This is a genomic window from Streptomyces nogalater (assembly GCF_039532885.1).
Taxonomy (GTDB): Bacteria; Actinomycetota; Actinomycetes; order Streptomycetales; family Streptomycetaceae; genus Streptomyces; species Streptomyces nogalater.
This window is the reverse complement of sequence record NZ_BAAASM010000006.1, coordinates 384,638-405,657: the sequence shown is the minus strand read 5'-3', so window position 1 is coordinate 405,657 and position 21,020 is coordinate 384,638. Positions and strand designations below refer to the sequence as shown.

At 69.0% G+C, this 21,020-nt stretch carries 17 protein-coding genes; 8 read left to right on the top strand and 9 right to left on the bottom strand.

Annotated elements, in window-relative coordinates; genetic code table 11:
• Positions 1-57: 57 nt before the first annotated feature.
• Positions 58-486 carry a VOC family protein gene (locus tag ABD350_RS07535; protein ID WP_344346986.1) on the bottom strand — a complete coding sequence of 143 codons (429 nt, stop codon included), beginning with the start codon at positions 484-486 and terminating at the stop codon, positions 58-60.
• Positions 487-569: 83 nt separating this feature from the next.
• Positions 570-2,048 (bottom strand): replicative DNA helicase, encoded by a 1,479-nt coding sequence (gene dnaB, locus ABD350_RS07530; protein WP_344346984.1) that lies wholly within the window; start codon positions 2,046-2,048, stop codon positions 570-572.
• A 492-nt stretch (positions 2,049-2,540) separates the two neighbouring features.
• On the opposite strand from dnaB, the gene ABD350_RS07525 reads away from it, so the two are divergent.
• Positions 2,541-3,878, top strand: coding sequence for an MATE family efflux transporter (locus ABD350_RS07525; RefSeq protein WP_344346983.1), 1,338 nt, complete (start codon positions 2,541-2,543; stop codon positions 3,876-3,878).
• 155 nt (positions 3,879-4,033) lie between these two features.
• On the opposite strand, the gene rplI is transcribed toward ABD350_RS07525, so the two are convergent.
• From rplI to rpsF, 4 genes are all read right to left on the bottom strand, one after another.
• Positions 4,034-4,480, bottom strand: a complete 447-nt coding sequence (gene rplI / locus ABD350_RS07520) for a 50S ribosomal protein L9 (RefSeq protein ID WP_030938854.1) — start codon at positions 4,478-4,480, stop codon at positions 4,034-4,036.
• Positions 4,481-4,498: 18 nt separating this feature from the next.
• Positions 4,499-4,735 carry a 30S ribosomal protein S18 gene (gene rpsR, locus ABD350_RS07515; RefSeq protein ID WP_003949403.1) on the bottom strand — a complete coding sequence of 79 codons (237 nt, stop codon included), beginning with the start codon at positions 4,733-4,735 and terminating at the stop codon, positions 4,499-4,501.
• A 71-nt stretch (positions 4,736-4,806) separates the two neighbouring features.
• Positions 4,807-5,382 carry a single-stranded DNA-binding protein gene (locus ABD350_RS07510; protein WP_289965989.1) on the bottom strand — a complete coding sequence of 192 codons (576 nt, stop codon included), beginning with the start codon at positions 5,380-5,382 and terminating at the stop codon, positions 4,807-4,809.
• Positions 5,383-5,462: 80 nt separating this feature from the next.
• A complete protein-coding gene (gene rpsF / locus ABD350_RS07505; protein ID WP_014673750.1) occupies positions 5,463-5,753 on the bottom strand; it encodes a 30S ribosomal protein S6 in 291 nt (96 codons plus the stop codon).
• Between the two features lie 274 nt (positions 5,754-6,027).
• Between rpsF and ABD350_RS07500 the strand changes: the two genes are divergently transcribed.
• The 3 genes from ABD350_RS07500 (at position 6,028) to ABD350_RS07490 (ending at position 8,695) form a co-directional block, all read left to right on the top strand.
• Positions 6,028-6,342 carry a hypothetical protein gene (locus ABD350_RS07500; protein WP_344346982.1) on the top strand — a complete coding sequence of 105 codons (315 nt, stop codon included), beginning with the start codon at positions 6,028-6,030 and terminating at the stop codon, positions 6,340-6,342.
• A 117-nt stretch (positions 6,343-6,459) separates the two neighbouring features.
• Positions 6,460-7,578, top strand: coding sequence for a lipid II:glycine glycyltransferase FemX (locus tag ABD350_RS07495; protein ID WP_181796709.1), 1,119 nt, complete (start codon positions 6,460-6,462; stop codon positions 7,576-7,578).
• A gap of 85 nt (positions 7,579-7,663) precedes the next feature.
• Positions 7,664-8,695 carry an alanine racemase gene (locus tag ABD350_RS07490; RefSeq protein WP_344346981.1) on the top strand — a complete coding sequence of 344 codons (1,032 nt, stop codon included), beginning with the start codon at positions 7,664-7,666 and terminating at the stop codon, positions 8,693-8,695.
• A gap of 90 nt (positions 8,696-8,785) precedes the next feature.
• Here ABD350_RS07490 and ABD350_RS07485 read toward each other — a convergent pair whose 3' ends face one another.
• Both ABD350_RS07485 and ABD350_RS07480 read right to left on the bottom strand, forming a co-directional pair.
• Positions 8,786-10,342, bottom strand: a complete 1,557-nt coding sequence (locus ABD350_RS07485) for a glycosyltransferase family 87 protein (RefSeq protein ID WP_344346980.1) — start codon at positions 10,340-10,342, stop codon at positions 8,786-8,788.
• 144 nt (positions 10,343-10,486) lie between these two features.
• Entirely contained in the window at positions 10,487-13,204 is a 2,718-nt protein-coding gene (locus ABD350_RS07480) for a transglycosylase domain-containing protein (RefSeq protein ID WP_344346979.1), read from the bottom strand.
• Positions 13,205-13,598: 394 nt separating this feature from the next.
• Here ABD350_RS07480 and ABD350_RS07475 point away from each other — a divergent pair, with 394 nt between their 5' ends.
• From ABD350_RS07475 to ABD350_RS07465, 3 genes are all read left to right on the top strand, one after another.
• The gene (locus ABD350_RS07475; protein ID WP_344346978.1) at positions 13,599-14,282 is read left to right on the top strand and encodes a PadR family transcriptional regulator; all 684 of its coding nucleotides are present in this window, start codon (positions 13,599-13,601) and stop codon (positions 14,280-14,282) included.
• A gap of 43 nt (positions 14,283-14,325) precedes the next feature.
• Entirely contained in the window at positions 14,326-15,408 is a 1,083-nt protein-coding gene (locus tag ABD350_RS07470) for an inositol-3-phosphate synthase (protein ID WP_181792762.1), read from the top strand.
• Positions 15,409-15,507: 99 nt separating this feature from the next.
• Positions 15,508-16,770: an MFS transporter gene (locus ABD350_RS07465; protein WP_344346977.1), complete on the top strand. Its 1,263-nt coding sequence runs from the start codon at positions 15,508-15,510 to the stop codon at positions 16,768-16,770.
• Positions 16,771-16,890: 120 nt separating this feature from the next.
• Here the strand turns inward: ABD350_RS07465 and ABD350_RS07460 are convergent, their stop codons facing one another.
• The gene (locus ABD350_RS07460; protein ID WP_344346976.1) at positions 16,891-18,333 is read right to left on the bottom strand and encodes a CCA tRNA nucleotidyltransferase; all 1,443 of its coding nucleotides are present in this window, start codon (positions 18,331-18,333) and stop codon (positions 16,891-16,893) included.
• Positions 18,334-18,632: 299 nt separating this feature from the next.
• Here ABD350_RS07460 and ABD350_RS07455 point away from each other — a divergent pair, with 299 nt between their 5' ends.
• Entirely contained in the window at positions 18,633-21,005 is a 2,373-nt protein-coding gene (locus ABD350_RS07455) for a DUF6049 family protein (protein ID WP_344346975.1), read from the top strand.
• Positions 21,006-21,020: the final 15 nt, after the last annotated feature.

Here is a 21,020-nt window from a genome sequence, read left to right as displayed (position 1 = left end):
GCGCCCGGGCCCTGTGGCGGCATCCGCCGCCGTACGGCTCGTCGGGTTCGCGGCCTCTCAGTCGATACAGAACTCGTTGCCCTCGATGTCCTGCATCACGATGCACGAGTCGTGGCCGTCGTACAGCAGTCGCTGACGTACCGCCCCGAGCGGCACCAGTCGCGCGCACTCGGCTTCGAGCGCGGCCAGACGCTCCTCACCCACGAGCCCGGTGCCGACCCGCACGCAGAGATGCACCCGGTTCTTGACGACCTTGCCTTCGGGAACGCGCTGGAAGAAAAGGCGCGGACCCACGCCGGAGGGATCCACGCAGGCGAACCGCGAACCCTGGTCCTCGGGCGGCAGCGAGCGATCGAACTCGTCCCAGCTGGCGAACCCCTCCGGGGGCGGAGGCACGACGTACCCCAGCACCTCGCACCAGAAACGGGCGAGTCGCTCCGGTTCCGCGCAGTCGAAAGTGACCTGGAACTGCTTGATCGACACCATCGGGCCACCATAGTGGCGCCTGTCGCGCACCGGAACCCTGGAGCGCCCTCACCGCCCGGGCCGGGGTCACGCCCCTCACGGCATCAGGTCTGGGCCATGTCCACGAAGCGGGAGTAGTGACCCTGGAAGGCGACCGTGATGGTGGCCGTGGGGCCGTTTCGGTGCTTGGCGACGATCAGGTCCGCCTCGCCCGCGCGCGGGGACTCCTTCTCGTACGCGTCCTCGCGGTGCAGCAGGATGACCATGTCGGCGTCCTGCTCGATGGAGCCGGACTCACGCAGGTCGGACACCATCGGCTTCTTGTCGGTGCGCTGCTCGGGACCACGGTTCAGCTGGGAGAGCGCGATGACCGGGATCTCCAGCTCCTTGGCGAGCAGCTTGAGGTTACGGGACATGTCCGAGACCTCCTGCTGACGGCTCTCGGCGCGCTTGGAGCCGCCGGACTGCATCAGCTGGAGGTAGTCGATGACGACGAGTTTCAGGTCGTTGCGCTGCTTCAGGCGCCGGCACTTGGCCCGGATCTCCATCATCGACAGATTCGGGGAGTCGTCGATGTACAGCGGCGCGGCCGACACGTCCGGCATCCGGCGGGCGAGCCGCGTCCAGTCCTCATCCGTCATCGTGCCGGACCGCATGTGGTGCAGGGCGACCCGCGCCTCGGCGGACAGCAGACGCATCGCAATCTCGTTGCGGCCCATTTCGAGCGAGAAGATCACGCTCGGCAGGTTGTGCTTGATGGACGCGGCCCGCGCGAAGTCCAGCGCGAGCGTCGACTTACCCATGGCGGGGCGGGCCGCGATGACGATCATCTGCCCGGGGTGGAGGCCGTTGGTGAGGGAGTCGAAGTCGGTGAACCCGGTGGGCACGCCCGTCATCTCGCCGCTGCGCGAGCCGATCGCCTCGATCTCGTCGAGGGCGCCCTCCATGATGTCGCCGAGCGGGAGGTAGTCCTCGCTGGTGCGCTGCTCGGTGACGGCGTAGATCTCGGCCTGGGCGCGGTTGACGATCTCGTCCACGTCGCCGTCGGCCGCGTACCCCATCTGCGTGATGCGCGTACCGGCTTCCACCAGGCGGCGCAGGACGGCCCGCTCGTGGACGATCTCCGCGTAGTACTCCGCGTTGGCCGCCGTCGGAACGGTCTGGACGAGGCTGTGCAGATACGCGGCGCCGCCGACCTTGTTGATCTCACCGCGCTTGGTCAGCTCGGCGGCGATGGTGATCGGGTCCGCCGGCTCGCCCTTGGCATAGACGTCCAGGATGGCCTGGTAGATCGTCTCGTGCGCGGGCTTGTAGAAGTCGTGGCCCTTGAGGATCTCCACGACGTCGGCGATGGCGTCCTTGGACAGCAGCATGCCGCCCAGCACCGACTGCTCGGCGTCCAGGTCCTGCGGCGGCACCCGCTCGAAAGAGGAAGCTCCGCCGTCCCAGGTGCCGGTCTCCCGGCCCCGGTCGTGCTGTTCGTCGCGGCCCCGGCCGCCGTCACTCCGCCGGCGGGAGGCCGGCAGACGATCGCTGGGTCCGCTGTCGGCCCACGGATCGTCCAAGGGCTCGGAAATGCTCACCGAGCCACCTCCTCCCGTCCGCACGGCGGACCTCGCCGTGGCCTCTTTTGTACGGCACGACACTGACAAATCGAGAAGCCCGACTCCGGTTCTCGCGCGTCGGATTTGTGACGGTTCCCGGGCCGGAAGAGGGTCACTCGCCGGGCCGTGGGAAGGAGCGGGCGCCGCACCACGGTAGGCCCGTCGGCACCGTCAGCCAATCTGGTTATCCACAGGCCATGTGGACGACGGGCCCGATGCTGTGGAGAACTCGCCGAAACCTGTGCACGACCCGGTGGACAGCCCTGTGAACAAGCCCTCGATCTTCCCGACAACATGCCCCTGACCTGCGGCTTTGCGATCCACTGGCTGTGCAGAAGAAAAACTTTCCCGGTCGGGCCAAGATCACTTCGAACGGTGCCCGAAAGGACACGGCCCGAGAGGACAGGTAAGGACAGGTAAGGACCACAGGACGGTTGCATCTCTTACCTGTGGACGATTAGATTGATGCGCATGACACAGGCTCCAGACATCGCCCAGGCCACCCGTCGGCGGCACGACCGAGAAATCGTCGCGCTGGCCATCCCGGCCTTCGGTGCCCTCGTCGCCGAGCCTCTTTTCGTCATGGCCGACAGTGCGATCGTCGGTCACCTCGGGACCGCCCAACTGGCCGGTCTCGGTATCGCCTCCGCGCTCCTCACCACCGCCGTGAGCGTGTTCATCTTCCTTGCCTACGCCACCACCGCCGCGGTGGCCCGTCGTGTGGGTGCCGGAGACCTCCCGGCAGCGATCCGGCAGGGCATGGACGGCATCTGGCTGGCGCTGCTGCTCGGCATCGCCGTCATCGCCGTCTTCCTGCCGCTGGCCCCCGTCATCATCGACCTCTTCGGCGCCTCGTCCACCGCGGCTCCCTACGCCACCAGTTACCTGCGCATCTCCGCGCTGGGCATCCCCCCGATGCTCATCGTCCTGGCCGCGACCGGAGTACTGCGCGGACTGCACGACACCAGGACCCCGCTCTACGTCGCCGTCGGCGGCTTCGTCACCAACGCCGCCCTCAACGCCGGCCTCGTCTACGGCGCCGGACTCGGCATCGCCGGCTCGGCCTGGGGCACCGTCATCGCGCAGTGCGGCATGGCCGCCGTCTATCTGACGGTGGTCGTCCGCGGGGCCCGTCGGCACGGCGCCTCCCTCCGGCCCGACGCCGCCGGAATCCGTGCCTCGGCCCAGGCCGGCGTACCCCTCCTGGTCCGTACGCTCTCCCTGCGGGCGATGACCATGATCGCCACGGGGGTCGCGGCCCGCCTCGGGGACGCCGACATCGCCGCGCACCAGATCATCCTCTCCCTGTGGAATCTGCTGTCCTTCGCGCTCGACGCGATAGCGATCGCGGGGCAGGCCATCATCGGCCGCTACCTCGGTGCGGACGACGCCCAGGGGGCTCGCCAGGCCTGTCGTCGCATGGTGCAGTGGGGCATCGCGACCGGTGTCGTCCTGGGTGTGCTCGTCGTGGTCGCGCGGCCGCTCTTCCTGCCGCTGTTCACCGGCGACTCCGGGGTGAAGGACGCCGCGCTGCCGGCCTTGCTGCTCGTGGCGCTGGCGCAGCCCGTCTGCGGGATCGTCTTCGTTCTCGACGGAGTCCTGATGGGCGCGGGAGACGGCCCTTATCTGGCCGGGGCCATGGTCGTCACCCTGGCGGTATTCGCCCCGGTGGCCCTGCTGGTGCCCACGCTCGGCGGCGGGCTCACGGCGGTCTGGGCGGCGATGGCCCTGATGATGACGGTCCGGATGCTGACGCTGTGGCTGCGGACCCGCTCGGGCCGTTGGATCGTGACGGGCGCGACCCGCTGACCCTTCCGCCCGCTTCCGGGCGTTGACCGTTTCACGTGAAACATGCCGCGGTGACCACCCCGGACACGGGACGCACAATCATGCGAAAGGGGCCGCACCCTTCACGGGTACGGCCCCTCTCAACGGCTCAAGCGAGCGTTGCGATCACGCGCCGATCAGGCCGCGACGACCTCGATGTTGACCTTGGCGGCAACCTCGGGGTGCAGACGCACGGACGTCTCGTGGGCGCCCAGGGTCTTGATCGGGGCACCCAGCTCGATGCGGCGCTTGTCCACCTCGGGGCCACCGGAAGCCTTGATCGCGGACGCGATGTCGGCCGGGGTGACGGAACCGAAGAGACGGCCGGCGTCGCCGGAGCGGACCGCCAGGCGGACCTTGACGCCCTCAAGCTGGGCCTTGACCTGGTTGGCCTGCTCGATGGTCTGGATCTCGTGGATCTTACGGGCGCGGCGGATCTGCTCGACGTCCTTCTCGCCACCCTTGGTCCAGCGGATAGCGAACTTCCGCGGGATCAGGTAGTTGCGAGCGTAACCGTCCTTGACGTCGACGACGTCGCCCGCGGCACCGAGGCCGGAGACCTCGTGGGTGAGGATGATCTTCATGAGTCGGTCACCCTTCCCTTATCGCGCGGTGGAGGTGTAGGGCAGCAGCGCCATCTCACGGCTGTTCTTGACGGCCGTGGCGACGTCACGCTGGTGCTGCGTGCAGTTGCCGGTCACGCGGCGGGCACGGATCTTGCCGCGGTCGGAAATGAACTTCCGCAGCATGTTCGTGTCCTTGTAGTCCACGTACGTGACCTTGTCCTTGCAGAAAGCGCAGACCTTCTTCTTCGGCTTGCGCACAGGCGGCTTCGCCATGGGTGTTTCTCCTGTGTGATCAAGAAGTGGGGGTATGCCCACCCTCGGCCCAAAGGGCCTGGCCCGGAGGCTTAGAAGGGGGGCTCGTCCGAGTAGCCGCCACCGCCGCCGGAGCCGCCGCCCCAGCCGCCGCCACCCTGGTTGCCACCGGCGGGAGCGCCGCCGGTCGCCCACGGGTCGTCGGCCGGAGCGCCGCCCTGACCGCCACCGGGGCCACCGCCCCAGCCGCCGCCCTGGCCGCCACCGCCGCCGTAACCACCCTGGCCACCGCGGGCACCGCCACCGGCGGTCTTGGTGACCTTGGCCGTGGCGTTGCGCAGGCTGGGGCCGACCTCGTCGACGTCCAGCTCGTAGACCGTGCGCTTGACGCCCTCGCGGTCCTCGTAGGACCGCTGCTTCAGCCGGCCCTGCACGATGACGCGCATGCCTCGCTGGAGCGACTCGGCGACGTTCTCCGCCGCCTGGCGCCAGACCGAGCAGGTCAGGAACAGGCTTTCGCCGTCCTTCCACTCGTTCGTCTGGCGGTCGAAGGTGCGGGGAGTGGACGCGACGCGGAACTTCGCGACCGCCGCACCGGACGGGGTGAAGCGCAGCTCGGGGTCGTCGACAAGATTGCCGATGACCGTGATGACGGTCTCGCCTGCCATGGGGGAACCTCTCGGCGGGTTTGCTGCTCTGGCTGCTTGGTTGCTGCTACTCGAATCCCGGGATCAGCTGAGCGCGGGGCTCAGTGGGTCTCGGGGCGGAGGACCTTGGTCCGGAGGACCGACTCGTTCAGGTTCATCTGGCGGTCGAGCTCCTTGACGACCGCAGGCTCGGCCTGCAGGTCGATGACCGAGTAGATGCCCTCGGGCTTCTTCTTGATCTCGTAGGCGAGACGACGACGGCCCCAGGTGTCGACCTTCTCAACCTTGCCGCCACCGTCACGGACGACGGACAGGAAGTTCTCGATCAGAGGGGAGACAGCGCGCTCCTCAAGATCGGGGTCGAGGATGACCATCACCTCGTAGTGACGCATGTGGAACCCACCTCCTTTGGACTCAGCGGCCACGGTCGTTCCGTGGCAGGAGGGTTGTGATGCGTACGCAACGGTATCGGCCGCCACTGACAATCGGGGTTCCCTCGGGGGAGCCGGTCGGTGTGACCTGGACAGGTCTGGGCAGACACCAGTGCAGACGGTACAGACTACCCGCACACCGGCTTCCGGTTGAAATCCGGCCGCCGGACCGGACAATCTGTACACAACGGGTGTGTACGGCGCTACGATGCGCCGCCTTCCGCTGGAGGTGCCCATGGCACAGGCATTGCAACCCAACACCGCCGGTTCGCTCTTCGCCACGGACGGCAAGCCTCATCCGCTGCAGGACGCCCTGATGGCGGTGACGCTCGTCCTCGGCCTGTTGTCCTTCATCACGGCCTTCTTCCACGGTCTGCACCTGCTGACCTCGTGGGCGGGCCTGGTGGCGCTGTGCACCGGCGTGTACGGACAGTGGGTCTCGGTGACCACGCGCGAGCGGTTCGGCCTCATCCTGGGCCTCGGTGCCGCGGGGGTCGGCTTCCTGATCGGCATGGCGCACGGTGGTCTGTTCGGCGGTGTAGTGGGCTGACTCCCGGGCTCAAGGACCGTATGCCCAGTCGGGGCGCTCGCAAGGCGCAGTAGGCTTCGGCGCGAGAGCCGGAGCCCCTGAACCCATGGGGACACACCAGCCCGAGGAGCGCCCCGAATGAGCCTGACCCTGAGGACCATCAGTCGCGAGCAGCATCTGGCCTTCATCCAGAGCCTGCCGGCGGCGAGCCACATGCAGGTCCCGGCCTGGGCCGATGTCAAGGCGGAGTGGCGTTCGGAGAACCTCGGGTGGTTCGACAAGAGCGGTCATCTGGTCGGCGTCGGCCTCGTCCTCTACCGCCAGCTGCCCAAGATCAAGCGCTACCTCGCCTACCTGCCCGAGGGCCCGGTCATCAACTGGTACGCGCCGAACCTGGACGACTGGATCCAGCCGATGCTGGCGCACCTGAAGCAGCAGGGCGCCTTCTCCGTGAAGATGGGCCCGCCGGTGATCATCCGCCGCTGGAACGCGGACACGATCAAGCGCGGCATCCAGGACCCGGACGTCAAGCGGCTGCGTGACCTGCAGGCCGACTACATCGAGCCGCGTGCCTTCGAGGTGTCCGACAAGCTGCGCCGCATGGGCTGGCAGCAGGGCGAGGACGGCGGCGCCGGCTTCGGCGACGTGCAGCCCCGCTACGTCTATCAGGTGCCGCTGGCCAACCGCTCCCTGGAAGAGGTCCACAAGAACTTCAACCAGCTGTGGCGCCGCAACATCAAGAAGGCGGAGAAGGCGGGCGTCGAGGTCGTCCAGGGCGGTTACCAGGACCTGCCCGAGTGGCAGCGGCTGTACGAGATCACGGCCGTCCGTGACAAGTTCCGGCCGCGCCCGCTGTCGTACTTCCAGCGCATGTGGACCGCCCTCAACACCGAGGACCCCAACCGCATGCGGCTGTACTTCGCGCGCCACAACGGCGTGAACCTCTCCGCGGCGACGATGCTGATCGTCGGCGGGCACGTCTGGTACTCCTACGGCGCCTCCGACAACATCGGGCGCGAGGTCCGGCCGTCGAACGCGATGCAGTGGCGGATGCTGCGCGACGCCTACGCGATGGGCGCCACCGTCTACGACCTGCGCGGTATCTCCGACTCCCTGGACGAGACCGACCACCTGTTCGGTCTGATCCAGTTCAAGGTGGGCACCGGCGGTCAGGCCGCCGAGTACCTCGGCGAATGGGACTTCCCGCTGAACAAGCTGCTCCACAAGGCGCTCGACATCTACATGTCGCGCCGCTGAGCCGCGCGGGCGTTTGATTCCATAGCCTTCACAGCTCTTCCCTCTCTGATCCACCCCAGCCACGAGAAAGGTCCCGGGTCCGGCCATGGCGCTCACGCTCTACGTCGACACCGCGCGCTGGCGGGCGCACCACAAGCACGTGCAGGAGCAGTTCCCAGGGCTCGTCCCGGTCTGCAAGGGCAACGGCTACGGCTTCGGGCACGAGCGGCTGTCGGAGGAGGCCACCCGGCTCGGTGCCGACCTGCTCGCCGTCGGCACCACCTACGAGGCCGCGCGCATCAAGGACTTCTTCAGCGGTGACCTGCTGGTGCTGACGCCGTACCGCCGCGGTGAGGAGCCCGTCCCGCTGCCCGACCGGGTGGTGCGCTCGGTGTCGTCCGTCGACGGCGTCTACGGCCTCGTCGGCGCCCGTGTCGTCATCGAGGTGATGTCCTCGATGAAGCGGCACGGCGTCAGCGAGCACGACCTGCCGCAGCTGCACCAGGCCATAGAGAACGTCCGGCTTGAGGGCTTCGCCATCCACCTGCCGCTGGACCGCACCGACGGCTCGGACGCCGTCGAGGAGGTCATCGGCTGGATGGACCGGCTGCGTGCGGCCCGGCTGCCGCTGCACACGATGTTCGTCAGCCACCTCAAGGCGGAGGAGCTGATCCGCCTTCAGCAGCAGTTCCCGCAGACCCGGTTCCGCGCCCGTATCGGCACGCGGCTGTGGCTCGGGGACCACGAGGCCACCGAGTACCGCGGCGCGGTCCTGGACGTCACGCGCGTGGCGAAGGGCGACCGGTTCGGCTACCGGCAGCAGAAGGCGGCCTCGGACGGCTACCTGGTGGTCGTGGCGGGCGGTACGTCGCACGGGGTGGGTCTGGAGGCCCCGAAGGCCCTGCACGGCGTCATGCCGCGCGCCAAGGGCGTCGCCCGGGCCGGCCTGGCCACGGTCAACCGGAACCTCTCCCCGTTCGTCTGGGGCGGCAAGCAGCGCTGGTTCGCTGAGCCGCCGCACATGCAGGTGTCGATCCTGTTCGTGCCCTCCGACGCCCCCGAACCGCACGTGGGCGACGAGCTGGTGGCCCACCTGCGGCACACCACGACCCAGTTCGACCGCATCGTGGACCGCTGAGGCGGGCCACGACGGCGGGAAGGCCGTATCCTGAGCCCCGGATACGGCCTTCCGTGTACCTGCGCCCCGTCGCCGGGATGCCCGGCGCTCTCAGAGCGAGCGGTCGCCCGGAGAGGGTGTCCCTGGGCGGCCCCAGTCCACCGGCGGTGCTCCGAACCGCGTGTCCTGCTCCGGCGGACCGGCCGCCGCCGCACCGAGCGCGAAGGCGTCCGGCGCCCCGTCGAGCACCCCGCCCGAGGGGTCGTCGTCCCCGGACCTGCGTACCACGTCCCGCTCCGGCATGAGGATGTCCCGTACGACGACGGCGCACAGGTACAGCGTGCCCAGCAGGTGGACCACGATCGCCCAGTGGTAGCCCTGCGTCGGCAGTCCCTTGTGGGCGTCTCCGCTGGTCGTGTAGGCGAGGTACAGCCAGATGCCCAGGAAGTACGCCACCTCGCACGCCTGCCAGATCAGGAAGTCCCGCCACTTGGGCCGGGCGAGGGCCGCCAGCGGCACCAGCCACAGGACGTACTGCGGCGAGTAGACCTTGTTGGTGAGGACGAAGGCGGCCACCATCAGGAAGGCGAGCTGGGCGAAGCGCGGCCTGCGCGGGGCGGTGAACGTCAGCGCGGCGATGCCGAGGAAGCACAGCACCACCAGCACGGTGGCCGCGTTGTTGATGAATCCGGTGGTGGGCGGGTCGCTGGAGTTCTGTGCCCAGATCAGCCAGAAGGAGCCGAAGTCGACGCCGCGCTCCTTACTGAAGGTGTAGAACTTCGCCCAGCCCTCGCGGATGTGGAAGCCCGACGAGTCGTGGGCGAGCATCACCGGCAGGTTGACCACGAGCCAGGCACCCACCGCGCCCGCCAGGCCCTGGAAGAACGCGCGCCACTTCCCGGCCCGCCAGCACAGCACCAGCAAGGAACCGAGCAGCAGGAAGGGATACAGCTTGGCGGCCGTTGCGAGGCCGAGGAGGACACCGAAGGCGAGGGCCCGGCCCCGCGACCACATCAGCATCGCGGCGGCCGTCAGCGCCACGGCGAGCAGGTCCCAGTTGATGGTCGCGGTCAGGGCGAAGGCGGGTGCCAGGGCGACCAGCAGGGCGTCCCAGGGGCGCCGGCGGTGGGTACGGGCCACGCAGACGGCGATGACGGCGGCACACGCCATCAGCATCCCGGCGTTGACGAACCAGTACCACCGTTCCTGGTGCTGGATGGAGCCGCTGTGCGGCGTCAGCCAGGAGGCCACCTCCATGAAGAGCCCGGTGAGTACCGGGTATTCGAGGTAGTCCATGTCGCCGGGGAGCTTGTCGAAGTACGGCACGAGATCGTCGGCGAATCCGCGGCCCTGGTAGAGGTGCGGAATGTCCGAGTAGCAGGCGTGCGTGTACTGGCTGCTCGCGCCGAAGAACCAGGCGTCGTGGTAGCAGGGTGCCTTCTGGACCAGACCGAGGGCGAACATGCCGATGGCGACGAGCGCCACGATCCGCACCGGAGTCCACCAGGAGGTCCCGGTCAGGGCGTGCCGCCCCAGGGGTCCGCCGATCAGCTCACTGCCGGCGGCGGCGACCTCGTCCTCCCTGGTCGGCTGCACCGGTTCTGCCGCGGCGGGCCGCACGGGCTCGGGCTCGTGCTGGCGCGCGGGCGTCGTCTCTGCACTGGGCATGGGGCTCATCCTGCCGTACGTGTCCGGGAAGCCGTACCCGTCCAGGAATACGCCATGGGCCGTCGCACCTCGGGGGTGCGACGGCCCATGTTTCACGTGAAACACTCCTGGCGGGCTATACCGCGCCAATCGTCCGGAACCGGATCAGCTCTCCTGACCTGCGAAGAAGCCTCCGTCGGTACTGCCGTTGCCGTTTCCATTGCCCCGGCTGTTCCCGGTTCCGGTGGTCTCCGTGCCCGTGGGCGTCGGGAAGGTGCCTCCGTCGGTACCGCCGGTATCGGTGCCTCCGATGCCGTCGCCGCCGCCGTCGCCGCCACCGTTGCCGTTGTCACCGCAGTCGTCGCCCCACCCGAAGCCGCAGGTTTCGCTCGCCGAGGGGGTCGGCGTGGGCGTCGTCTTGCTGGGAGTCGGGGTCGGCGTGGCGCTCGGGGTCCGGCTCGGTGTGGGGGTGAAGCTCGGAGTGGGCGTGGGGGCTCCCGCCTGGTTCTGGACCGTGCCGATCGGGGTGGCCTTCGGGAAGCCCGGGTCGCTCTGGCCCTTGAGCGCGGCCTTCATGTACTCGGTCCACACCTGCGTCGGGATGTCACCGCCGTGGATGGAGTCCGTGTTGGCGGTGCCGTTCATGGACAGGAGCTTGTGGTCCTTGGGGTTCTCGCGGAACATCGCCACCGAGGTCGACAGCTGCTGGGTGTAGCCGACGAACCAGGCCGACTTGTTCTCATCGGTGGTACCGGTCTTGCCCGCCGCCGCACGACCGAGAGCGAGGGCCTTCTTGCCGGTTCCGTTCTGGATGACGTTCTCCAGAACGTCCGTGACGTTGTTGGCGATATTGGGGTCCATCGCCTCCTTGGGCGCGGGCTTCGGCTTGACGAAGCTGGGCGCGTCGGTGCCGTTGTACTTGACGGCCGTCACGGAGTACGGGTCGGTCTGCTTGCCGGACGCGGCGAAGGTCGCGTAGGCGTCGGCCATGCGGATCGCGCTGGGCGTGGACGTACCGATGGCGAAGGACGGGTTGAGGTCCTGCGACATGCTCTGGGGGAGGATGCCGGCCGCCTTGGCGACGTCACGGACCCTGGACATCCCGACATCCACACCGAGCTGCACGAACGGTGTGTTGACGGACTGCTCCATCGCCTTGTGCAGGGTGATGTAACCCCAGGGATGGTCGCTCTCGTTCTCCTGGAAGAAGTAGGAGTTGTCCTTGTTGAGGAAATACGTCCCGTCCGGCTTGCGGACCTTGAGATGGTCGTCGCCGTTGTACTTGCTCAGCGGGGACACACCCTGTCCGCCGGACTTGTACGTGCCGTACTCCATGGCCGCGGCGAGCACGAAGGGCTTCCAGGTGGAACCCACGGGGACACCGGAGGTGTCGGCGTTGTTGGTGAAGTGCCCGTTCTCGTAGCCGTCACCGCCGTACAGCGCGACGATCGCGCCGTCGTCGGGCTTCACCGAGGCCGCGCCGAACTGCACGTACTTGTCCAGATCCCGGTGCTCCGGGTCGAGCTTCTCCTCCTGCACGTTCTTCACGGCCTTGGCCAGCGCGCTGACCTTGTCCTTCTCGAAGGTCGTGTAGATCTGGTAGCCGCCCTTGTCGAACTTCGCCTCCGTGATGTCGGAGTGGGCGAGGACGTACTTCTTCGCCGTGTCGACCAGATAGCTGACCTGGCCGGTCATGCCCTTGGTCGCCTTGCGGCCGTCGGGCTTGGGGTACTGGGCGATGGCTTCCTTGTACTCGGCGTCGCTGAGGTGCTTGTCCTTGTGCATCTCGCCGAGGATCCAGGCCCAGCGCTCCTTGGAGCGCTTCTCGTTGGCCTGCGGGGTCGCCGTCTCGTCGAGGTCCTGGTTGCCCGCGGGGTCGTAGTACGTCGGGCCCTTGAGCAGCGCGGCCAGGACGGCGCACTCGCTCGGCTTGAGGTCGACCGCGTCCTTGCCGTAGTAGGTCTGCGCCGCGGCCTGGATGCCGTACGCGCCCCGGCCGAAGTACGAGGTGTTCAGGTAGCCCTGGAGGATCTGGTCCTTTTTGAGCTTCGTGCCCACCTTTATGGAGATGAACATCTCCTTGAACTTGCGGGTGACGGTCTGCTCCTGGCTCAGATACGTGTTCTTCACGTACTGCTGGGTGATCGTCGAGCCACCCTGCGTCTGGCCGCCCCGGGCCATGTTGGCCATGGCGCGCGCGATGCCCATGGGATCGACGCCGGAGTCGTCGTAGAAGGACTTGTTCTCGGCGGAGATCACCGCCCACCGCATCGCCTCGGGGATCTGGGCGATGCTGACGTTCTGCCGGTTGACGCCGGTGCCCGTGGCCACCATCTGGGTGCCGTCGGCCCAGTAGTAGACGTTGTTCTGCGACTTCGCCGCGTCGTTCTCGTTGGGGATCGACACCATCGCGTAGCCGACGCCGATCATCACCACCAGGCCGCCGACGAAGCCGACGAACACCCCGCTGACCAGTTTCCAGGACGGCACCCAGCGCCGCCAGCCGTCCTTGCCGGTCCGGGGGTAGTCGATGAACCGCTTCTTTCCGGGCGCCGTCGCCGCGCGGCCCTTGCCGCGTCCGGGGCCGCTCGCCCCGCCCGGTCCGCCGCGCCGGCCGCCGGGGCCGGTCTCCTCGGCCCCTCTGCGCCGGCCGCCTCTCTGCGCCGCACGGCGCGCCTCGGCCCGGCCGCCGTAGGGACGCTCCTCGCCCCCAGGGCCAGGGGAGCCCGGCCCATAGGATCGGGACCCATAGGAGTCGGCAGCAGACCCGGTGGCGCCTCGCGGTGCCGCACGGCGGCCGGAGGACGAGCCGGACTGGCCGCGTCGGGCCGCGGCACGTCCGCCTCCCTGCGGCTGCGGCGGTTTGCGACGGTGCTCGCTCATCGAACGATTACTCCTCGGGCAGGCGCACCCGTGCGCGCCTGGAACGGCGGCTGGTTTCCGGTCCCCCCGAAGTACGGATGTGGTCGGTTCCGCATTCACCCGTACTGCACCGGGGACCAGGACGCTCCCCAGGCGTCAAGCAGTTCCCGGTGGTGTCCATGCCGCACAGACTACGCATCGCCAAAACGCGTCGAGCCCCGAAGTTCACCCCAAAACAGGCAACTTGCCTCCTACGAATCGGTGATGTGATCCCGTTCACCGCCGTCCCCCTTGTCGCATGTGACGGGCCGTTCTATCGTCGTGATGTATCGAACCGATACATCAGCGCGAGATAAAGCGCTGACAGGCACTGCGAGACCTGCGGGACTGCCCCGCGGGCCGGGAGGAGGCGACGATGAGCCGGCGCTCCGGCATCCTTGAGTTCGCCGTGCTCGGCCTGCTGCGGGAGTCCCCGATGCACGGCTATGAGCTGCGTAAACGGCTGAACACATCGCTGGGTGTGTTCCGTGCGTTCAGCTACGGGACGCTCTACCCCTGCCTCAAGACGCTGGTCGCCAACGGCTGGCTGATCGAGGAGCCCGGGAACACGCAGGAGGACGCCCTCGCCGCTCCCCTCGCCGGACGCCGCGCCAAGATCGTTTACCGGCTGACGGCGGAAGGCAAGGAACACTTCGAGGAGCTGCTCTCGCAGACCGGCCCCGACGCCTACGAGGACGAACACTTCGCCGCGCGGTTCGCCTTTTTCGGGCAGACCTCGCGCGATGTGCGCATGCGCGTCCTGGAGGGCCGGCGCAGCCGCCTGGAGGAGCGCCTGGAGAAGATGCGCGCCTCTCTGGCGCGCACCCGGGAACGCCTCGACGACTACACGCTTGAGCTCCAGCGCCACGGGATGGAGTCCGTGGAGCGCGAAGTGCGCTGGCTGAACGAGCTCATCGAGAGCGAGCGGGCCGGGCGGGACCTGAGAGGTTCCGCGTCCGGGGGGCCCGCTCAGCAGGACACCACCACTGGATCGACGGGCGGCCTGCCCCGTCGCGGGGAGGCTCCCCGCACGGATACGCCCGACGACACCGCCACGTGAGACCCAGTCAGGGCCTCACTCGTACACACAGGGAGCAACCGGAATGGGTTCGGTTCGCGTAGCCATCGTCGGCGTGGGCAACTGCGCCGCGTCGCTGGTGCAGGGAGTCGAGTACTACAAGGACGCCGACCCGGCGTCCAAGGTCCCCGGCCTGATGCACGTGCAGTTCGGTGACTACCACGTGCGCGACGTCGAGTTCGTCGCGGCGTTCGACGTCGACGCCAAGAAGGTCGGTCTGGACCTGGCGGACGCCATCGGCGCCTCCGAGAACAACACCATCAAGATCTGCGACGTGCCCAGCACCGGTGTCACGGTCCAGCGCGGCCACACCCTCGACGGCCTCGGCAAGTACTACCGCGCCACCATCGAGGAGTCCGCCGAGGAGCCGGTCGACGTCGTCCAGGTCCTGAAGGACAAGCAGGTCGACGTCCTGGTCTGCTACCTGCCCGTGGGTTCCGAGGACGCGGCGAAGTTCTACGCCCAGTGCGCCATCGACGCCAAGGTCGCCTTCGTCAACGCCCTCCCGGTCTTCATCGCCGGCACCAAGGAGTGGGCGGACAAGTTCACCGAGGCGGGCGTCCCGATCGTCGGTGACGACATCAAGTCCCAGGTCGGCGCGACCATCACGCACCGTGTCATGGCGAAGCTGTTCGAGGACCGCGGTGTCATCCTCGACCGCACGATGCAGCTGAACGTCGGCGGCAACATGGACTTCAAGAACATGCTCGAACGCGAGCGCCTGGAGTCCAAGAAGATCTCCAAGACGCAGGCCGTCACCTCCCAGATCCCCGACCGGGACCTCGGCGAGAAGAACGTCCACATCGGCCCGTCCGACTACGTGGCCTGGCTGGACGACCGCAAGTGGGCCTACGTCCGCCTGGAGGGCCGTGCCTTCGGTGACGTCCCGCTGAACCTGGAGTACAAGCTGGAGGTCTGGGACTCCCCGAACTCCGCCGGTGTCATCATCGACGCCCTGCGCGCCGCGAAGATCGCCAAGGACCGCGGCATCGGCGGCCCGATCCTGTCGGCCTCCTCGTACTTCATGAAGTCCCCGCCGGTCCAGTACTTCGACGACGAGGCCCGCGAGAACGTCGAGAAGTTCATCCGCGGCGAGGTCGAGCGCTGAGGCGCTGAGAACCGCTCGCACGAAACGCTCCTGCCAGGGCTGTGAAGGTCCCCGGGTCACGTGACCCGGGGACCTTCCGCATGTGTGAGGCTGTCGCCCATGCCCGTCGTACGTGACCTGCGCCTGCTGTGGAGCCTGCGGCATTTCCGGCGCCTGCTGTACGTCCGCCTTCTGTCCCAGGGCGCCGACGGTGTCTACCAGGTCGCGCTCGCCGCCTACGTCGTGTTCTCACCCGAGAAACAGGCCTCGGCCGCCGCCATCGCCTCGGCCATGGCCGTCCTGCTGCTCCCCTACTCCCTGGTCGGCCCCTTCGCCGGTGTCCTGCTGGACCGCTGGCGGCGCCGGCAGGTCTTCGTGTACGGCAATCTGCTGCGCGCCCTGCTGGCGGCGGCCACCGCCGCGCTCATCACGAGCCAGGCCCCCGACTGGCTGTTCTACGTCTCCGCGCTGTGCGTCACGGCCGTCAACCGCTTCGTACTCGCCGGACTCTCCGCCGCCCTGCCCCGGGTGGTCGACGCCGAGCGCCTGGTACTGGCCAACTCGCTTTCCCCGACGGCCGGCACTCTGGCCGCGACCGTCGGAGGAGGCCTGGCCTTCGGCATCCGGATCGTGACGTCCGACTCCGACGCGGCAGTGGTCCTGTGCGGTGCCCTGCTCTATCTGAGCGCGAGCCTCGCGTCCCTGCTCCTGCCCACCGGTCTTCTCGGCCCCGACCGGCGCCCGGTCCGGCCCCGCCTCGGCGCGGCGCTCGCCGAGACCGCGCGCGGGCTGCCGGCGGCCATCCGGCATCTGACGGACCCCGGGCGCCGCGAGGCGGCCTGGGCCCTGGCCGCGATGACGTTGATGCGCTTCTGCTACGGGGCGCTCCTCGTGCTGCTGCTCATGCTCTGCCGCTATGCCCTGGCCGGCTCTCCCTCGGAAGGCCTGCGGCTGCTGGGGGTGGCGCTGACGCTGTCCGGCGCGGGGTTCTTCGCGGCGGCCCTGGTGACTCCCTGGGCGGCGGGACGACTCGGCCCCCGGCGCTGGATCGTGGTCTGCTCCGGCGCGGCCATGGTGCTGGAACCCGCCCTGGGACTCCCGTTCACCACCGGACCCCTCATGGTCGCCGCCTTCGTCCTGGGGCTGATCACCCAGGGAGCCAAGATCGCCACGGACACGATCGTCCAGGCGTCCGTGGAGGACGGCTTCCGTGGCCGGGTCTTCTCCCTGTACGACGTCCTCTTCAACGTCGCCTTCGTCGGAGCGGCGGGGGTGGCTGCGCTGATGCTGCCGCCGGACGGCCGCTCGGCAGTGCTGGTGCTGCTGGTCGCCCTCATCTACGGCGTGATCGCCCTGGCCCTGGCACGCTTCGGGCGGCGATGAACCGGTGAGCCCGCCCGGAGTCCCGCCAGGACGGGCCGAGGGCCGACGTTTCACGTGAAACATCGGCCCTCGGTGTCGCCGCCCCGGGGGTGTTTCACGTGAAACACCCCCGGGTCCGGCTCAGCTCTGCGCGGCCCACCACTCCTTGAGGGCCGCCACCGCGACATCGTGCTCCATGGGGCCGTGCTCCAGGCGCAGCTCCAGCATGTGCTTGTACGCCTTGCCGATGGCCGGGCCGGGCCCCACTCCCAGGATCTCCATGATCTGGTTGCCGTCGAGGTCGGGGCGGATGGCGTCCAGCTCTTCCTGCTCCTTCAGCTGGGCGATCCGCTTCTCCAGGCCGTCGTAGGCCCGGGAGAGCGCCACCGCCTTCCGCTTGTTGCGCGTGGTGCAGTCGGAGCGGGTCAGCTTGTGCAGACGGTCCAGCAGCGGGCCCGCGTCCCGGACATAGCGGCGGACCGCCGAGTCCGTCCATTCCCCGGTGCCGTAGCCGTGGAATCGCAGATGGAGTTCGACCAGCCGGGAGACGTCCTTCACCAGCTCGTTGGAGTACTTCAAGGCGGTCATGCGCTTCTTGGTCATCTTGGAGCCGACCACCTCGTGGTGGTGGAAGGAGACCCGGCCGTCCTTCTCGAAGCGGCGGGTGCGCGGCTTGCCGATGTCGTGCAGCAGCGCGGCCAGCCGGAGGGTGAGGTCGGGGCCGTCCTCCTCCAGCGCGATCGCCTGCTCCAGGACGATCAGCGTGTGTTCGTAGACGTCCTTGTGCCGGTGGTGCTCGTCGCTCTCCAGGCGCAGCGCCGGCAGCTCGGGCAGCACGTACTCGGCGAGCCCGGTGTCGACCAGCAGCGTCAGCCCCTTGCGCGGGTGCGCGGACAGGATGAGCTTGTTGAGCTCGTCCCGGACCCGCTCCGCCGAGACGATCTCGATCCGCCCGGCCATCTCCGTCATGGCCGTGACGACCTCGGGGGCCACCGTGAAGTCCAGCTGGGCGGCGAACCGGGCGGCCCGCATCATCCGCAGGGGATCGTCCGAGAAGGACTCCTCGGGCGTGCCCGGCGTCCTCAGCACACGGGCGGCGAGGTCCTCCAGGCCACCGTGCGGATCGATGAACGTCTTCTCCGGCAGCGCCACGGCCATCGCGTTCACCGTGAAGTCGCGCCGGACGAGGTCCTCCCCGATGGAGTCGCCGTACGACACCTCCGGCTTGCGCGAGGTGCGGTCGTACGCCTCCGACCGGTAGGTGGTGATCTCGATCTGGTAGCCGCCCTTGTGCGCGCCGACCGTACCGAAGGCGATCCCCACCTCCCAGACGGCGTCCGCCCATGGCCGGACGATCTTCAGTACGTCCTCGGGGCGGGCGTCGGTGGTGAAGTCCAGGTCGTTACCGAGCCGGCCGAGCAGCGCGTCACGGACCGATCCACCGACCAGGGCGAGCGAGAACCCGGCCTCCTGGAAACGGCGGGCGAGATCGTCGGCGACGGGCGCCACCCGCAGCAGCTCGGCGACCGCGCGCTGCTGCGCCTGGCTCAGGGCAGAGGGAGTGTCTTCGTTGGGGTTCGGCACAACAGAAGAGGGTACGTGCCCCGCGCCCGCGGGGGCGGCGTGGCCGGTGGCGGTCTTCGGCGGGCGCTCGTCACCCACCGCCCCGCCGGAGTGGTGGGACAGCTCCTGGCATACCCACCACAAGCGCAGCTCTCGCGGCGTAAGGCCGCTCTCCCCTCGATACTGGATATAGGGGACGCGCCACGGTTGTTCGCCGATCTTGTGAAGGAGACCGCGGCACTTCCCTTCAGCGCGCATCGTTACCATGCGTGGACGCACATTCCGACGACCACTGACGACGACGAGGGACGGGCGAGCGCGTGGCCGAGGCGGCTGACTTCCAGGGGACCAGTGCCTCACCTGCCCGCCGGTGGCTGCGGCGTGCCGGAGCCCTGCTCACCGGCGCGCCATTGCTGGCCGGTCTGCTCCAGCTGCCCGTCGCCGCGCCCGCGCAGGCCGCCTCCTCCGACTCGGTGTCCGTCGCCTTGGACTCGCTCACCCCCAGTGCCCCCACGGACGGCGACACGCTGACCGTGTCCGGCACGGTGACCAACCACGGCAAGCAGGCCGTCACCGACGCCCATGTGGGACTCCGGGTCGGCCCCCAGCTGACCACCCGCTCGGACATCGACTCCGTCGCCCGGCACTCCGACGATCCGCAGGGCGGCACCGGCTCCGAGGTCGGCGACAAGTACGAGGAGAAGTTCGACAAGCTCGCCCCGGGCGTCTCCCAGCACTTCAGCATCTCCGTCCCCGTCGACAAGCTGGGCCTCGGTGACGACGGGGTCTACGAGTTCGACGTCGCCCTTTCCGGCGAGACCTCCGCCCAGCCCTGGCCCCGGGTGCTCGGCATCCAGCGGACCTTCCTGCCGTGGCAGCCGTCCGACGCCGACACCAAGACCAGGACGACGGTCCTATGGCCGCTGCTCTCCACGGTCCACATGACGGCCAAGACCGGCGCGGGTGACCTCCAGACACCGGAATTCCTCGATGACGACCTGGCGAAGGAACTGGCACCGGGTGGCCGGCTCGCCCAGATGGTGGACCTGGGCAAGGATCTCGACGTCACCTGGGTGATCGACCCGGATCTGCTGGCCTCGGTCGATGCGATGGCCGTGGGCAACTACCGGCTCCAGGTCGCCGACGGTACGAGCACCCCCGGCCCGCGCGAGCACCAGGCGCTGGCCAAGCAGTGGCTGGCCGCCCTGCAGAAGGCGGTGGCCGGCAAGGAGGTCGTCGCCCTGCCCTTCGCCGACCCCGACCTGGCCTCCCTCGCGCACAACGGCACCAGCGTCACCGGCTCGCTCAGTCACCTCAAGGACGCCACCGACGTCGCCGCGACCACCGTCAAGACCGTGCTCCACGTCACCCCGAGCACCGATTTCGCCTGGCCGGTCGACGGCGCCGTGGACCGGTCGATCATGAAGGTGGCGACCTCTGCCGGAGCCGACCGGGTAATCGCCCGCAGCGACAGCCTCCAGGAGACCGCCGGGCTGCCGTACACGCCCTCCGCCGCCCGCCCGGTCGGCGGGGGCACCACGGCCGTGGTCGCCGACAGCCGGCTGTCCACGGCGTTCGAGGGCGATCTGACGAAGGCGGGCTCGGCCACCCTGGCCGTGCAGCGGTTCCTGGCCCAGAGCCTGGAAGTGAACACGCAGACCGACAAGCAGCGCAGCATCCTCGTCGCCCCGCAGCGCATGCCCACGGCGAGCCAGGCGCAGGCGATGGCGGCAGCGGTGAAGGCGCTCCAGGGCGGCACCTGGTCCCAGCCCCAGGACCTCACCGCGACCGCCAAGGACAAGCCCGACCCGTCCGCGACCACCCGCATCCCCCCGGCGTCCGCCTACCCCTCCTCGCTGCGCCGGCAGGACCTGCCGCGCACGGCCTTCGAGCAGATCGCCCGCACCCAGACCAAGCTCGACAGCTTCCGCGTGATCCTCAGCGACCAGTCCCGTGTCGTCACCCCGTTCGGACGGGCCATAAACCGGGACATGTCCACGTCCTGGCGGGGCGACCGCGACGCGGCGGAAGGCTACCGGGACGGCGTGGAGGCCTGGCTCGACGAGCTGGTCGACCAGGTCAAGCTGATCGACAAGTCCGAGACCAAGCTCTCGGGCCGCAGTGCCACCATCCCGGTGACCGTCCAGAACAACCTGGTCCAGCCCGTCGGCCACCTGGTGCTGCGCCTGGAGTCGACCATGCCGACGCGTCTGGAAATCGGCGGCAAGGCCTACTTCGAGCAGCACGTGGAGGTCTCCGGCGGGCACAGCCAGTCGGTGAAGTTCACCACCTCGGCCAACGCCAACGGCCGCGTCACGGTCATCGCCCAGCTGTACACCGAGGACGGCCGCAAGTACGGCGAACCCGTCACCTTCGACGTGAAGGTCACGGAGGTCACCCCCACCGTGATGCTGGTCATCGGCGGTGGTGTCCTGCTCCTGGTCCTCGCCGGTTTCCGGATGTACACCCAGCGCAAGCGCGCCGCCGCCCGGCAGCCCGAGGACGACGACCCCGACACGGCGGCACAGGACCCGGACGAGCCCGGGAACCCCGGGGCACCCGAGAGCCGTCTCCCGCAGGAGTCCGGCTCCGCCTCCGGGGCAGATCACCCGGACCAGCCGAGTGACCCTGCGCCGGACACCGCACCGGAAAGCGCCGACCCGTCCGGGACGGGTGAGAGAGTGGACCGTTGAGCGATGTCGTGGCCG

Coding starts and splice junctions, on each gene's coding strand:
- ABD350_RS07535 (WP_344346986.1), bottom strand. CDS start 486: ATGGTGTCGATCAAGCAGTTCCAGGTCACTTTCGACTGCGCGGAACCG.
- ABD350_RS07525 (WP_344346983.1), top strand. CDS start 2,541: ATGACACAGGCTCCAGACATCGCCCAGGCCACCCGTCGGCGGCACGAC.
- rplI (WP_030938854.1), bottom strand. CDS start 4,480: ATGAAGATCATCCTCACCCACGAGGTCTCCGGCCTCGGTGCCGCGGGC.
- rpsR (WP_003949403.1), bottom strand. CDS start 4,735: ATGGCGAAGCCGCCTGTGCGCAAGCCGAAGAAGAAGGTCTGCGCTTTC.
- ABD350_RS07510 (WP_289965989.1), bottom strand. CDS start 5,382: ATGGCAGGCGAGACCGTCATCACGGTCATCGGCAATCTTGTCGACGAC.
- rpsF (WP_014673750.1), bottom strand. CDS start 5,753: ATGCGTCACTACGAGGTGATGGTCATCCTCGACCCCGATCTTGAGGAG.
- ABD350_RS07500 (WP_344346982.1), top strand. CDS start 6,028: ATGGCACAGGCATTGCAACCCAACACCGCCGGTTCGCTCTTCGCCACG.
- ABD350_RS07495 (WP_181796709.1), top strand. CDS start 6,460: ATGAGCCTGACCCTGAGGACCATCAGTCGCGAGCAGCATCTGGCCTTC.
- ABD350_RS07490 (WP_344346981.1), top strand. CDS start 7,664: ATGGCGCTCACGCTCTACGTCGACACCGCGCGCTGGCGGGCGCACCAC.
- ABD350_RS07485 (WP_344346980.1), bottom strand. CDS start 10,342: ATGCCCAGTGCAGAGACGACGCCCGCGCGCCAGCACGAGCCCGAGCCC.
- ABD350_RS07480 (WP_344346979.1), bottom strand. CDS start 13,204: ATGAGCGAGCACCGTCGCAAACCGCCGCAGCCGCAGGGAGGCGGACGT.
- ABD350_RS07475 (WP_344346978.1), top strand. CDS start 13,599: ATGAGCCGGCGCTCCGGCATCCTTGAGTTCGCCGTGCTCGGCCTGCTG.
- ABD350_RS07470 (WP_181792762.1), top strand. CDS start 14,326: ATGGGTTCGGTTCGCGTAGCCATCGTCGGCGTGGGCAACTGCGCCGCG.
- ABD350_RS07465 (WP_344346977.1), top strand. CDS start 15,508: ATGCCCGTCGTACGTGACCTGCGCCTGCTGTGGAGCCTGCGGCATTTC.